The 14,029-nt window shown below is 52.3% G+C and carries 14 protein-coding genes; 11 read left to right on the top strand and 3 right to left on the bottom strand.

Translation table 11 applies throughout. The features are described 5' to 3' along the window. Positions 1-33 precede the first annotated feature (33 nt). From DPO_RS08300 to DPO_RS08275, 6 genes are all read left to right on the top strand, one after another. Positions 34-747 (top strand): ABC transporter ATP-binding protein, encoded by a 714-nt coding sequence (locus DPO_RS08300; RefSeq protein WP_006965364.1) that lies wholly within the window; start codon positions 34-36, stop codon positions 745-747. Then, positions 744-1,994 (top strand): ABC transporter permease, encoded by a 1,251-nt coding sequence (locus DPO_RS08295; protein WP_006965363.1) that lies wholly within the window; start codon positions 744-746, stop codon positions 1,992-1,994. Before DPO_RS08300 ends, DPO_RS08295 begins: the two co-directional genes overlap by 4 nt. Before the next feature lie 116 nt (positions 1,995-2,110). Further along, positions 2,111-2,827, top strand: a complete 717-nt coding sequence (locus tag DPO_RS08290) for an outer membrane lipoprotein-sorting protein (RefSeq protein ID WP_236609930.1) — start codon at positions 2,111-2,113, stop codon at positions 2,825-2,827. Between the two features lie 8 nt (positions 2,828-2,835). Then, positions 2,836-4,107, top strand: coding sequence for a hypothetical protein (locus tag DPO_RS08285; RefSeq protein ID WP_006965361.1), 1,272 nt, complete (start codon positions 2,836-2,838; stop codon positions 4,105-4,107). 114 nt (positions 4,108-4,221) lie between these two features. After that, positions 4,222-4,662 carry a FecR family protein gene (locus DPO_RS08280; protein ID WP_006965360.1) on the top strand — a complete coding sequence of 147 codons (441 nt, stop codon included), beginning with the start codon at positions 4,222-4,224 and terminating at the stop codon, positions 4,660-4,662. Beyond that, complete coding sequence (locus DPO_RS08275) at positions 4,659-5,261, top strand: OmpA family protein (RefSeq protein WP_006965359.1); 603 nt, start codon at positions 4,659-4,661, stop codon at positions 5,259-5,261. The genes DPO_RS08280 and DPO_RS08275 overlap by 4 nt, the downstream gene beginning before the upstream one ends. 60 nt (positions 5,262-5,321) lie before the next feature. Here the strand turns inward: DPO_RS08275 and DPO_RS08270 are convergent, their stop codons facing one another. The 3 genes from DPO_RS08270 to DPO_RS08260 all read right to left on the bottom strand — a co-directional run bounded on the left by DPO_RS08270 (position 5,322) and on the right by DPO_RS08260 (position 7,981). After that, entirely contained in the window at positions 5,322-6,140 is an 819-nt protein-coding gene (locus DPO_RS08270; RefSeq protein ID WP_006965358.1) for an ABC transporter ATP-binding protein, read from the bottom strand. After that, complete coding sequence (locus DPO_RS08265) at positions 6,128-6,889, bottom strand: ABC transporter permease (protein ID WP_006965357.1); 762 nt, start codon at positions 6,887-6,889, stop codon at positions 6,128-6,130. Before DPO_RS08265 ends, DPO_RS08270 begins: the two co-directional genes overlap by 13 nt. A gap of 87 nt (positions 6,890-6,976) precedes the next feature. Next, the gene (locus tag DPO_RS08260) at positions 6,977-7,981 is read right to left on the bottom strand and encodes an ABC transporter substrate-binding protein (protein ID WP_006965356.1); all 1,005 of its coding nucleotides are present in this window, start codon (positions 7,979-7,981) and stop codon (positions 6,977-6,979) included. A gap of 268 nt (positions 7,982-8,249) precedes the next feature. Here DPO_RS08260 and DPO_RS08255 point away from each other — a divergent pair, with 268 nt between their 5' ends. The 5 genes from DPO_RS08255 to DPO_RS24530 all read left to right on the top strand — a co-directional run bounded on the left by DPO_RS08255 (position 8,250) and on the right by DPO_RS24530 (position 13,897). After that, a complete protein-coding gene (locus DPO_RS08255) occupies positions 8,250-10,268 on the top strand; it encodes an ATP-binding protein (protein WP_160166905.1) in 2,019 nt (672 codons plus the stop codon). After that, positions 10,249-11,625, top strand: a complete 1,377-nt coding sequence (locus DPO_RS08250) for a sigma-54-dependent transcriptional regulator (RefSeq protein WP_006965354.1) — start codon at positions 10,249-10,251, stop codon at positions 11,623-11,625. Before DPO_RS08255 ends, DPO_RS08250 begins: the two co-directional genes overlap by 20 nt. Next, positions 11,625-13,013, top strand: a complete 1,389-nt coding sequence (locus DPO_RS08245) for a nicotinate phosphoribosyltransferase (RefSeq protein WP_006965353.1) — start codon at positions 11,625-11,627, stop codon at positions 13,011-13,013. Before DPO_RS08250 ends, DPO_RS08245 begins: the two co-directional genes overlap by 1 nt. A 225-nt stretch (positions 13,014-13,238) precedes the next feature. Beyond that, positions 13,239-13,517, top strand: a complete 279-nt coding sequence (locus DPO_RS08240) for a type II toxin-antitoxin system RelE/ParE family toxin (RefSeq protein ID WP_040011723.1) — start codon at positions 13,239-13,241, stop codon at positions 13,515-13,517. A gap of 11 nt (positions 13,518-13,528) precedes the next feature. Then, positions 13,529-13,897 carry a HigA family addiction module antitoxin gene (locus tag DPO_RS24530; protein WP_006965352.1) on the top strand — a complete coding sequence of 123 codons (369 nt, stop codon included), beginning with the start codon at positions 13,529-13,531 and terminating at the stop codon, positions 13,895-13,897. Positions 13,898-14,029: the final 132 nt, after the last annotated feature.

Genomic DNA, 14,029 nt, shown 5'->3' with positions numbered 1-14,029 from the left:
ATCTCATCTAATAACTGAAACCAAGGGTCATTTATGAACATCGTTACATTTGAAACCGTTTCCAAAATCTACCGGACCGGTGAAACCACGGTCACGGCGTTGGGAGATGTCAGTCTGAAGATTCCCAAAGGGATGTTCACCGCGTTTGTGGGACCGTCCGGCAGCGGCAAGACCACGGCATTGAACCTGATCGGATGCCTGGATCAGCCTTCCAAAGGAACCGTGACCGTGGCCGGACAGGCCACCGGCAACATGAACCGGCGTCAGAGTGCGGCGTTCAGAGGAAAACACTTAGGATTCGTGTTCCAGGATTTCAATCTGCTGCCCGTGCTCACTGTGCATGAAAACGTGGAATATCCGTTGCTCATGATCCAGGACTTACCCAAATCCCACCGCGGACCGGCCGTGGAAAAAGTGCTGGCTGCCGTGGGTATGGCAGACCAGGCCGGCAAATATCCGGCCCAGCTGTCCGGGGGACAGAAACAGCGGGTGGCCATTGCCAGGGCCCTGGTGGGCAATCCGGCCCTGGTGCTGGCGGATGAACCCACAGCCAACCTGGACGGGGCCACTGCCCAGAAGGTGATCGATCTGATGAAACGCATGCGGGATGAATTCGGCATCACATTCATCTTTTCCACCCATGACCCCCGGATCATGGACCAGGCTGAGGCGTTTTTTCACATGGAGGACGGCCGCCTGAAAGATGCGTCTGAAAATATGATTGATCCCTTGGGAGGTGGCATATGATCAAAGTAATGTCTTTAGCCATCAGAAACCTGCTGCGGTACAAGCGCCGCACCCTGCTCACCGGGCTGCTCATTGCCGTGGGCGTCATGGCGGTGATCGTTTTCACAGGCCTGAGCGGGTCTTTCAAACGGGCGATCGTGGGCCAGATCACCGATTCTGTGCTCAGTCATCTCCAGGTGCACAAAAAAGGGTATATGGCCAGCATTGACAATCTGCCCCTGGACCGGATGATCCCGGAAAAACCGTTTCACAAACTGACGGATATTCTGGACCAGACACCGGGGGTGGACGGATTTTCTCCCCGCATCAAATTCGGGGCCATGCTCAGCAATTTTGCCCAGACCACCAATGTGCGCCTCAACGGCATTGACCCCAAAAAAGAACTGACGGCCGTACCTTTGCTGCCGTCCCGGATAAAAAATCCCCTGAATCCTGATGTGCTGCTGACTCCCGGCCAGGTGCTTTTGCCTGAAATTCTGGCCAAAGGCATGGGAATCGGCACGGGGGATACCGTGGTGCTGGTGGCCAACAACAAGGATGGCTCCGTGAACGGCATGACCTTTGTGGTGGCCGGCGTGGTGGAAAGCCTGATGGGCCCGGGCGGCCGGGACGGATACCTGCACCTGGACGATGCGGCTTCGCTTTTGCGCATGGAAACCCCGGAAATCAGCGAGGTGGCCGTGCGGGTCACGGGTTTTGACACCCTGGCAACCGTGGCGGACCGGGTGAACCAGGCCCTGACCCCCATGACCACACCCAAGGGCCAGCCCTTGTTCGAGGTGCATACCTGGCAGCAGCTCACCCCGTTTTACAACGTGGTGCGCATGATCGATCTCATGACGTTGGGGATTAAAATCATTCTGATTGCCGTGGTGCTGATCAGCGTGCTCAATGTCATGATCATGAGCGTGTATGAACGGGTCAGAGAAATCGGTACCCTGGCTGCCATGGGTACCCAGCCGTTCCGGATCATGGCCTTGTTTGTGGCGGAAGGGTTCTGCTTAGGCCTCACGGGTGCCCTGGTGGGTGCGGTCCTGGGAACCGGAGTGCTGTGGATCCTGAACCTGACCGGCGTGGAAGTGGCGTTCGGCGGGGCCAACCAGGTATTTGAGCTGGCCCCGTCCGTGACCCCGGGCGAGGTGATCTCCGCCTGCCTCATCGTGCTGCTGGTGTCCGTGCTTGCCAGTTTGCAGCCCGCAGCCAAGGCCGCGGCCCTGGAACCCGTGGATGCCCTGCGCCATGTGTGAGTTCAAATCAAACCATATTAAAAAATGAGGATGTTATGACATATTTTCAATCCGCTTTGCGCCGCGCCGGACAATCAATGCATCTGCCGGCTGTATTTTCATGGATAATGTGTGCGATGCTGATTTTGGCAAGTCCACTATTGGTTTCAGCCCAGGAAACACTCACGGGCGCACAGATTCTGGAACAGGTGGACCACAACCTGCAGCCCGGAAACCTGGAAATGTACCGCAAAATCATCAACATTGAACCGGACGGCAAAAAAAAAGAGTTTGTGCTCTGGTTTCTGAAAAAAGACATGGACAAGATTGTGACATTGTTCATCTCTCCGGCCAGTGAGGAAGGCCGGGCCACATTGCGCTTAGGAGACAACATGTGGCTGTACATCCCCAACGTGGGCAAACCCATCCGCATCACCAGCATGCAGTCCGTGGTGGGCGGGGTGTTCAACAATGCGGATATCATGCGCCTGGACTATCATGTGGAATATGATGTGGCCGACCTGGCAGAGGATCAGGGGCAGCATCTGCTGGATCTCAAGGCCAAAACCGGGGTCGTGGCCTATGACCGGCTCAAAATGTGGGTACTTAAACAGGAACTTGTGCCCACCAGAATCGAGTGCTATGCCGCCACGGGCATGCTTATCAAGACGCTTCATTTCAAGGAAATCAAGGATATCGGCGACGGGGTGGTCAGACCCGCGGTCATGGAAACGGACAGTCCGCTGTACCAGGGATACAAATCCATCATGGTTTCAGCCAATCTGAAAAAGCGGGATCTGCCCGATGAGGTGTTCACTCTGAACTACATGTCCCGGGTCAAGGACCTGCGGTAAACCAGGCGATGACCCAGGATCTGTCCGGCGGATTTTCAAATCTTTGCCCGACACGGTCAAGGCGGGTGTCTGTTCTGATCATCTGCCTGATGCTGTGGGGACTGCCGCCCTTCCCGGCCGGGGCATCGGAATATGATTTTGCCATTCCTGAAGCAGAACCATCCGCCTGGTCATTCGGGGGGAGAATCACGGCCCGGTATACCTGGCACCGGCTGGATGACCAGACCGCCGGATACGGGCGCCTGTATGCCGGAACCGATCCGGGTACCAATGCCCATGACGGCCAGGCCGTTGCAGAACTTTCAGCGGCCTGGCGCAGATCATCCTTCCAGGCCCGGGTCCTGACCCGCCATGCCTATACCCGCACCTTTGAGCAGGACACATGGGACAATGATATCTATGAGGCGTATCTGTCATGGTCCCCTGCCCCCAATATGACCCTGGATGCCGGCAAAAAACCGGTACTTTGGGGCACGGGCTATGCCTGGAACCCGGCTGGATTTCTCAACCGGCCCAAAGACCCTGATGATCCGTCCCTGAACCTGGAAGGCCGGACCCTGGCAGGCATTGATGTCATCAAAAGTTTTACACACGGATCCCTGAACAATTTCGGCATCACGGCCCTGGTGCTGCCCGTGGCTGACGATTGGTTCAACACGGACTTCGGACAACACGGGGATGTGAACACCGCTTTGAAGCTGTATCTGCTCTGGCATGATACAGACATTGATTTTATTTTTTTCAACGGGCCGGACCATCCGTTGAGTCTGGGGCTTGATTTTGCGAAAAATCTGGCGGAAAACCTGGCCGTCCATGGAGAGCTGGCGTTTCAAAAAGATGCTTTGACCCCTGATGTCACATCCGGCAGCAATTTTTCTCAGACCACGGAAAATCAGATCTCCGGCCTTTTGGGTCTGCGGTATTTAAATGCCCATGACACCACATTCATTGCTGAATACTATCACAACGGGGCCGGTGATGATGATTCCCGGATCTTTCTGCCGTCTCCGGATCGTCAGCGCAATCCGGGCAAAGATTATTTGTATGCCAAAATTTCACAAAAAGAACCCCTGGAAATCCTGTATCTGACCACCTGGGTCTCTGCCGTGGTCAATCTGAACGATCACAGCCTCAATCTCCAGCCCGGCCTGACCTGGACCCCGGTCACCAACCTGGAGATCAACGGCCGGATCGGCGTACCTATCGGTGATGCCCAAACCGAATTCGGGGAAAAACCGGACCGTTTCCGGCCGGAAATCTGGGTGCGGTATTATTTTTAACGCTTTTCCCGGAACTGCTTGTAAAATATCTGCCGGAAGGATAAAAAGAATAACAAAAGACATATCACCCGGCAACTCAACGCTCAACCGCAGTAAAAAATTAAGGACTGTCACATGAGAATACCTATCTTGTGTTTGATCATGGCATTATTGTTAACCGGTCCGGTAAAAGCGGATCCTGTAACCATCGGAACCATAAAAACAATCAAAGGCGATGTGTTTGTCGTCCGGGACACGACACAAACATCCTTACATATCGGTGATCGGCTTTATTCCGGGGACGGGCTGAAAACTTTGACAAACAGTACCGCCGGTATCATTTTTGAAGACAATACCGTGTTATCCTTAGGTCCTGTCACTGAAATCAATATCAAAGATTATGTGTTTGCACCTGAAAACAGCCTGTTTTCCATGATCATTGACATGTTTCATGGCACCGCTTCCTATCTTTCCGGCATTATCGGACAACAGGCCCCTGGTGCAGTCAAATTTCATACCCCGGATGCAGCCATTGGTGTTCGGGGCACCCAGTTTCTTGTAAAGGTGGACCAATGAACCATAAACTTTTTTTACTCATCTGTTCTGTTTTTTTTCTGACAATCAGTGCCTGCGGGACCAAAAGCACCGTGGTTTTGATTCCGGATCCGGACGGACATGTCGGAAAACTCGAAGTATCAAACCAGGCCGGAACCCAGACCCTGGATCAGGCCAATCAGTCCGTGGATATCAAAGACAAAACAACGGCGCCCGCCACCCCCACAATACTGAGCCAAAGTAAGATCCGTGCCGTTTTTTCCGATGCACTGGATGCCAGACCCATGCCCCCGGAAAAATTTATTCTTTATTTTCTGCCGGGTTCAAATGTGCTGACAAAGGAATCTGAACCACTTTTACCGCAAATCATCCAGACCATCCTGACGCGACGCTCAAATGATATTGTCATATCAGGTCATACTGACACGGTGGGCAGCAAAGAAAACAATTACCGACTTGCCCGGGAACGGGCTAAAACCATGTTTGATATTCTGGTTGCCAACGGCGCGGTTCCGGATCATATCAAGGTCACCTCCCATGGTGAGGGGAAGCTGCTTGTCAAAACTCCGGATGATGTTGCTGAACCCGGAAACCGGCGGGTGGAAGTGGTCATCAGATAATCTTCGATACCCGGGAAGCCATAATAAAATGAAGCCGGAAGCCTCTGCCGGAGGCCCGGTTTAATCCGCCTCCACTTCCATGCTTTTCATCACCTCGGCCTGGACACTGTCCCAGATCATGCGTTTGAGCTCCATGTAGCGGCTGGACAGCTGAACTTCCGCGTTGCGCGGATAAGGCAGATCATTGATGATCTCCTGGGCGATCCGGCCGGGCCGGGCTGTCATTACCATAATCCGGGAAGACAGCAGCAATGCTTCGTCAATGGAGTGGGTGATGAAAATTATGGTTTTGCGGTGTTTTTCATAGATACGCACCAGCTGCTCCTGGAGTACCTGGCGGGTCATGGCATCCAGGGCTGCGAACGGCTCGTCCAGCAGCATCACCTTGGGGTCGTTGGCCAGGCTCCGGGCAATGGATACCCGCTGTTTCATCCCCCCTGACAAATGATGGGGATAACTTCTTTCAAACCCCTTGAGCCCTACGATATCAATGAACCGGTCGGCCCGGGCTTTGCGGTCCTTGCGGGGCATGCGCTTCATTTTCATGCCGAATTCCACGTTCTCCTGTACCGTTTTCCAGGGAAACAGGGCATACTGCTGAAAAATCATGCCGCATTCCGGCGTAATGCCGGTCACTGGGTTGCCGTCCAGCAGGATCTGTCCGTCCGAGGATTTATCAAACCCGGCCACCAGGTTGAGCAGCGTGGTCTTGCCACAGCCTGATGCCCCTACGATCACCAGAAATTCACCATCTTTGACTTCCAGGGATAAATCTTTAAGGGCCACGACTTCGTGGCCCTGTTTTTTCCCTTGTTTGCTTTGAAAAATTTTGGTGACATTTTGAACGGCAATTTTGGTATCCTGTGTTAGCGGGTCCATGGCAAGAGTCTCCTTTCAAATTTTCGGAACACCACATCAATCACCATCACGGTAATACTGATCATCACCATGCCCAGCAGCACGGTATCGGTCTGAAAATACTCCTTGCCGTTCATGATCATAAAACCCAGGCCTTCTCTGGCCGCCACCAGCTCGGCAGAGATGATACAGGTCCAGGCAATCCCCAGCATCACCTTGAGCCCGGCAATGATCTGGGGCAAAGATCCGGGTAGAATCACCTCTTTCATCACATCCAGTTTGGAAGCCCCCAGATTTCTGGCAGCCCGGATCAGCAAGGGATCAATGCTTTTGGTGGCTTCGATGATATACAGCAGTGACGGGGCAAACGACCCCATGAACACGATGGAGTATTTCTGGGTTTCCGTGATCCCCAGCCACAGCAGAGACAAGGGAATCCAGCTCATGGAAGGCAGGGGCCGCAAAAGGGAAATGATCGGATCGAACACGGCCATGAAAAATCGGGAAGACCCCAGAAAAATGCCGAAAGGAATGGCCACCATGCTGGAGACAAAGAATCCCACCATGACCCGGCGGGTGGAAGCCAGGGTATGGGAGATCAGCTGACCGTTTTCGATCATTTTAACAGCCCGGGACAGGATCTGGGAAGGGGCCGGCAGAAACAGGGGTTCGATGAATCCCAGCCGGCAGATCAATTCCCAGGTTGTGATGAATATCACCAGGGAGACGATGCTCACGGCCAGAGATTTGGACGGGGTGTTGATTTCCATGGAAATTCTCCGGGTAAATGGATTTTTGAGGAAAGGGCCCGCCGATGTATGGCAGACAGGCCCTTTTTTTTCAGGATGAAAAACGGTTTAAGGGACCATGGATTCTACGATCCATTCTTGAACCGCCGGGGCGTTGTCGATCTGTTTGTGCTTCACCAGAAATTCAGCCAGCTGCTGCATGCCGGTGACAAAGTCGCCGGGATCCACCATCAGAGCCCGCTGCTCTTGACCCGGAATCCAGGAAATGTCCTGAAGCACGGTCATCTGGTCTTCCATGCTTAAGTTGGTGAGTTTTACCAGCACCTTTGCGCTTTCTTCCGGGTCATTGATGAGCATGTCCACAGCTTCAAAATATCCTTTGACAAACGCTTTACAGGTGTTGGGAAATTTTTGTGCAAACTCTTTTCTCACCACCAGAAGATCCGGCCCGGGGCCGAGTTTATATTTTTTATACAGGCTGAATTCCGTATCATCCACCAGCAGATGATTGCCGGGCATGTCCAGCAGTTTGTTGAAATGCGGGGTCCAGGCCGCACAGGCATCGATCTCACCGGAGCCCATGGCCGCAGGCATTTCATTGACTTTCAGGTTCAGCAGGGTCAGATCCTTTTCAGGATCCAGGCCGTGCTGTTCCAGGATATCCAGCACCAGCACATGGGCACTGGAGGCAAACGGGGCGGCAATGCGTTTTCCTTTGAGATCCGCAATGGTTTTAATGTTATCATTGGCAATGATCCCTTCCACTGTGGCATAGGAGTCCGGCGTGGCAAAGGCCATGAATCCTTTGGATCCGGCAGCCATCAATGCAATGGCTGAAATGCTGCCTGTGGCGGCCACATCCAGATCCCCTGCCACCAGAGAGCCCATTCGTCCGGAAGAGGCATAAAAATTCTGAAACAACACGCCCAGGCCGTGTTTCTGGAACAATCCTTTTTCAATGCCCACCCATGCCGGATAATGTCCCAGCCAGGAAGACCCCCCGTAAATCACGGTAACCTTTTCCGGGGTTTCGCTTGCCTGAACACTGACACTTCCCAGCAACAGCATGGCGCCAGCCAGGACACACAAGGTTTTTCTTAACAGTTCCTTCATTTTTCGACCTCCTTGAATTTTTGATGTTACCAATCGTGGATCTGTTTGACACCTGCCGCTTGCCCTGATATTCAGTTTCAAGACCGGGCCGGTGCGCCCTTTGCAAGAGATAATATCAATATTTATGCCAGGACGACGAAACAGACATAAACCGGGGTGTGATACAGGTTTTAAAATGATCTGGAGCAAAAAAAACGCAAATCAACTGTGCGGCCATCCGCACATAATAGCCCCGGGTGCGGACCACCGCATACGAAATGCATCCCCCATGGCATCTTTGAATGAAACACCCGACAAATGGTCATGCCGGTTTCATGCCGGGGTATCTGCCATGATTCTGGGCGTGTGCCTGGTGCTGATGCTGGGCCGGCCAAACCCGGTTTCTGGGGAACCACATCTGAAAATCGGTGTGCCTATGGGGTTCCCGCCATTCTCCTATCAGGATGAAGGCGAAAAGGAAGTGCGGGGATACAGCGTGGATATAATGCAGATTTTGTGCACCCACCTGGCCGTGATTCCCCACTATCTGGTGGGACGGCCCGAAGACCTGCTTTTCGCCCTCACCAAAGGGGATATCGACCTGGTGATCGGTGTTGCCCCGGATTTAACCCGGCGCCGCCAGACCCACACCATGGAAATCATTATTTATGTGAAACGCCATGTGTTTGTCTATTATCCGGATGGTCCGGGGGCCCGGGCCGCCATCCAGCCGACGAAAACAGTTATTGTCCATGGCCAGCCCCATCTGACAACGGGCAGGCCGAATGGTTCTCAAGATTTCATTCAGGCACGGTCGGTCAAAGAAGCACTGATGATGGTCAATGCCGGTCTGGCCAAGGAATTCATGGATTATTCCGATGATATGGCCACATATCTCATCGGCAGATACGGGCTTCAGAACATCCGCCAGACCGGGGTGCAGATGGGGCGGTTTCCTTTCACTCTCATGATTTCCAACGAAAACCAGGTGTTGAAATCCGGACTGAATCAGGCCCTGGGTCAGGCCATTAAAACCGGACAGCTGGACCAGGTGCGGGATAAATGGCTGGGCAAAAGCTACGCTGCGTTTCTGTGGGAACAGTTCGCCCCGATACTGATGGGCAGCCTGTCTCTGGCAGCCGGGCTTATGATCTTTTTTTTGGTCTGGCATATCTCATTGAAGCGCAAGGTAACCCAGATCACCCGGGAACTGAAAATATCTGAGGAACGATACCGGCAGTTGATTGAATCCTCCCCGGACATGGTATTTCTCATCGACCGGACCGGAAAAATCCGGATGGCCAACACCAGTGCGGCGGAATGGCTCAATATTCCGGAAAAAGAATTGATCGGATATGACATGAAACAATTGGTGACCCCTGAAGATACTGAAAAATTTCATCTGTTTATCACCCATCTGTTTTCCGATAAAATGGCCACCCTTGAAATTCGGCTCAAGAACAAAGCCCAAAAAGAGATTACCGTGGAATTTCTTGCGGCCACACTTAAATCCACAAACACCCCCCCGCAACTGGCCTGCTGTTTCGCCCGGGACCTGACCCAACGCAAACGCATGGAACAGGAGCTGATCGCATCCGAAAGGCTGGCCACCATCGGTAAAATGGCCGCCGGTGTGGCCCATGAGGTGAACAATCCCATCGGTATTATTCTGGCACATACCGAAGATTTGATCAGTGGTGAACTCACCGGCAGTGAAGTGGAAGAAAGCCTGAACGCCATCCGGCGTAATGCCATCCGGGCCGGCAGCATCACCCGGGCCATTCTGGACCAGGCATCGTCGGAGACCGCGGGAAAAACGCACGTTGATGCAGCCAGGACCGTGGAGGCATGTCTGTACTTTTTAAAACCCCGACTGAAAAAAATCATTGTGATTCAGGACCTGACCCTGGAAATTCATTGGATATGGGGAGATGAAAACCAGTTGCAGCAGATGTTCATCAATCTTTTATTAAACGCCGTGGAAAGCATGAATGGCGAAGGAACGCTCCGGGTGAGCGGCACAACCGTCACAGACACAGTGTCTGACCGGCACTGCATCAAAATCGAAGACAGCGGCAAAGGTGTCCCAAACAAGCTGCGCACTCAAATTTTTGATCCGTTTTTCACCCGGGGAAAGACGCAAGGTGTGGGTCTGGGATTATTCGTGGCCCAGCGGATCGCCGCCCAGCATGGCGGTACTATTTGTGTGCATGACAGCCGTCTGGGGGGGGCGGCCTTGACGGTGACGCTGCCTTCGACTTCACAAAAGACAACCAACGAGGAAAATCATGCGTTTACTGATCGTTGAAGATGAACCGGAAATGCTGCTGTTTCTGAAACGGTTTTTTCAGAGAAAAGGCTACACCGTCACTGCGGTGGCCAGTGGTGAAGACGCCTGGACCGCTGTATCGGAAACCGAGTATGACCTGGTGATATCCGACTTGGTGCTGGAAAAGATGAGCGGCATGGAATTGCTGAAAAAAACCCGGGCCATTGACAAGGATCTGCCCTTTATCATCATTACGGGTGCCGGGACCATTGAAAGTGCCGTGGAAGCCATTAAATTGGGCGCATTTCATTATGTCACCAAGCCGTTCCAGCGCCGGGAACTGGAGATAACCGTCCAGCGGGCACTGGAATTCGGCATGATGAACCGCCGCATCTCCAAACTCACAGAAAAAACGGATATGGAAAACAACCTGTTTCTCATCGGAAAAACCCGGCAGATGAACAAGATTGTCAGCATCATCGAAAAAATCGCTGATTCCGACACCCCCGTTTTGATCCAGGGAGAGACCGGCACGGGCAAAACCATGTTTGCAAGGCATATCCATGCCTTAAGCCGCCGGGGGGAAGGACCGTTTGTCACCATCGACTGCGGGGCCATCATGCCGAGTCTGCTGGAAAGCGAGCTGTTCGGGCATGTCAAGGGTGCGTTCACCGGCGCCATCCGGGCCAAACGGGGATTGCTGGAAGAAGCTTGCAACGGCACGGTATTTCTGGATGAGATCGGTGAACTGCCGCCCCAGACCCAGGTCAAGCTGCTGCGGGCCATCCAGGAAAAAGAGATCCGTCCCGTGGGTGGCAATCAGATCATTCATATCGATGTGCGGTTCATTTCCGCCACCAACCGGGACCTGAAACAGGAAGTCAAAACCGGCGGTTTCAGGGAGGATCTGTTCTACCGCCTGTCTTTGATTCCATTGTATCTGCCGCCTCTGCGGGAACGAAGAGAAGATTTACTGCAGTTTGTGGCCCAGTTTGTCCGGGAGTTCAACCAACGCCACAACAAGCAGGTGATCCAGCTGAGCCCGGCAGTGCTTCAGACCATCATGAATCTGCCATGGAAAGGTAATATCCGTGAACTGAAAAACGTGATTGAACGGGCAGTTCTTTTATCGGACGGCCCGGTCATTGATTCAGAATGTCTGGGCGCCGGTGGGATGGACCCCCAAATTCTGACCCTTGACACCCGGGAAGACGTTGATGAATCAGGTGAACCTTTGTTGTTGAAAAAAACGGTGGAAGAAGCGGAAAAAGCAGCCATTCGCCGGGCTCTGCGCCTGTCCGAAGGGAACCGGTCCAAGGCCGCCCTGTTTCTGGGTATCGGCCGGCGGACCCTGTATGACAAGCTGGCCCATTATCAGATTGAAAAGGATCACTAATGCAAAAAAACATCTCATATTCCGGATTCAAAAAATCGGCTGTAATGCCCGGGCCCAATGACGCGGCATTGTTCACGGACCTGTATGAACTCACCATGCTCCAGGCCTATTTTCATGAAAACATGAACCGGCAAGCGGTATTCAGCCTATTTGTGCGCCGACTGCCTCCGGAACGGAACTTTCTTCTGGCCTGCGGCCTGGACACGGTGCTGGCGTATCTGGAAAATTTGACATTCACCCGGGACAGCCTGGATTATCTGGGCTCCCTGGGGCAGTTTTCCGACTCCTTTCTTGAGTGGCTGGGCCATTTCCGGTTCACCGGCAGTGTCCGGGCCGTGCCCGAAGGCACCCCCGTATTTGCCAATGAACCCATTCTGGAAATCACGGCCTCCCTGCCCCAGGCTCAGCTCATCGAGACCTTTGTCATGAACCAGATCCACTTGCAGACCCTGCTGGCATCCAAGGCATGGCGGGTGGTGACCGCAGCCCCGGGGAAGACCGTGGTGGATTTCGGTGCCCGGCGGATGCACGGCATGGATGCGGCTCTCAAAGCGGCCCGGGCGTTTCATATCGCCGGAGTGGCCGCCACTTCCAATGTGCTGGCCGGAAAACTGTACGATCTGCCCGTGACCGGTACCATGGCCCACAGCTATATCCAGGCCCATGATAATGAAACAGACGCGTTCAAGGCCTTTGTATCCAGCTTTCCGGAAACCGTGCTCCTGGTGGACACCTATGACACTTTGGCCGGCATTCAAAAAGTCATTGAACTGGCAGACACTTTGGGAGATGATTTCAGGGTCAAAGGGGTGCGCCTGGATTCCGGGGACCTGTTGATCCTGTCCCGGAAGGTCCGTCAGGCCCTGGATAACGCCGGTCTCCGACAGGTGGAAATCTTTGTCAGCGGCAACCTGGACGAGTACCGAATCGCCGATTTGATCAAAGCCGGCGCCCCCATCAACGGGTTCGGTGTGGGCACCCACATGGGCGTATCCCTGGATGTGCCGTGCATGGATATCGTATATAAACTGTGTGAATATGCCGGTGAAGGAAAACTGAAACTGTCCAGGGGCAAACCGGTTCTGCCCGGAGCCAAGCAGGTGTTCCGCACAGAACAGGACGGCCGGTTTGTCAAAGACATCATCGGATGCATGGATGAAAATCTGCCTGGCCGGCCTTTGCTGGAACGAGTGATGCAAAACGGACAGCGCCTGCCGGCAGGCTTCCGGGACCTGAACGCCATCCGGAATGATGCTGAAATACAAACCGCCCGGCTGCCGGAACCCATTGCAGACATTCATCCGGCAGATCCGCCTTTTCCCGTGGAAATCAGCCCCACACTGACCGCGTTGCAGCAGCAGATCAAAAAGACTTTTTTGAAACAATAAAAAAAACAACCCTGCTTTGCCAGCCATTAATGCCTGCAACACCCCATGGAAAACGATAGATCCAAGGGAATTATATATGATTTTAAAATCGGTTAACGGAATTAAAAAATCAGCGGCTGGATGGCAACCCTTAAAATTGGCCGGGAAAAAATCCCTGAAAATGGCTGGGAATTAAATCGCTGGTCCCACTTGACAATCGTAACCTAAGGGGTTACGTTATATCACATGATAAAATCATTCAAACATAAAGGATTGGAGGATTTTTTTTATACAGGAAGTAAAAAAGGAATATTACCAAATCATGCAAACAGGCTTGAAAGAATTCTGGATCGATTGAGTGCAGCAACAGAAATTAAAGATATGAACTATCCAGGTTCCTTTCTTCATCAATTATCTGGAAACAAGAAAGGACTCTACTCTGTCAAAGTCTCTGGTAATTGGCGCGTATTCTTCAAATTTGAAGATGGTGATGCCTACATTGTGAACTATGATGATTATCATTGAGAGGTGAGCGTATGAGAAAATTATCATTGAGAGGTGAGCGTATGAGAAAATTAACAAGAAAACCAACACATCCTGGTAATATTTTAAGGGAAGATTATTTAACACCTCTTTCTATTAAAATTAAAGATATGGCTGAAATCCTTGGCATTTCAAGAAAAACCCTGTCCAAAATAATCAACGAAAGAGGTTGTATTACACCGGAAATGGCCTTACGACTTTCTCGAGCTTTTGATACTTCTCCAGATTTTTGGCTAAATCTACAAAAAAATTTCGATTTATGGATTGCAGAACAAACCTCAACTGAATGGCAAAAAGTTAAACCTTTTCCCAAACATATATTGCACGGAAACTCAACTATTATCAGCGAACGAATTGCTTGAGCGGGGCTGGTCTTTCTGTGCGGCTTTTTGAAAGTATGTGGTTTGACAAAATGAAAACTTTTATCGAAAGCTCAGGATCGATTTGTCAAATAAAAGGTTTGCGTTCTTGAAGGCGGCTGTGGGTTGCCTTGC

It is taken from the genome of Desulfotignum phosphitoxidans DSM 13687 (genome assembly GCF_000350545.1).
GTDB classification, from domain to species: Bacteria; Desulfobacterota; Desulfobacteria; order Desulfobacterales; family Desulfobacteraceae; genus Desulfotignum; species Desulfotignum phosphitoxidans.
The sequence above is the reverse complement of the archived record's forward strand: the minus strand, read 5'-3'. Positions and strand labels throughout refer to the sequence as shown.